This window comes from Chryseobacterium sp. SIMBA_028 (assembly GCF_046535285.1).
Classification (GTDB): Bacteria; Bacteroidota; Bacteroidia; order Flavobacteriales; family Weeksellaceae; genus Chryseobacterium.
Genome location: NZ_JAWRWZ010000397.1, coordinates 1 through 264 on the forward strand (window position 1 = coordinate 1; position 264 = coordinate 264).

Genomic DNA, 264 nt, shown 5'->3' on the forward strand with positions numbered 1-264 from the left:
CCCTCAGCTCCACTTCGGAAGAAAGACCCCGCTCGTAGAGCGGGGTCTTTTCACGTTCAGCCCTGGGCGGGCGTGAACACTTACGCCAGCGACTGGCTGAACTCGGCAGCGCTGACGAACTCGATTCCTTGGAACGGTTGGTCCCCGACCACTTTGGCTAGGTGGCCTGGTGGAATTGTGTAGGAATCCCCGGACGAAATACTGATCTTTCCGCCGTCGTTCGTTTCCACTTCAAGGTTTCCGGACACGCAGAAACCGACGTGG

General features: G+C 58.3%; 1 protein-coding gene. It reads right to left on the bottom strand.

From position 1 onward, the window contains the following. Nucleotides 1-80: 80 nt before the first annotated feature. Nucleotides 81-264, bottom strand: a 184-nt coding sequence (locus SCA31_RS23885) for a hypothetical protein (RefSeq protein ID WP_410699484.1), incomplete at its 5' end; no start/stop codon positions are given.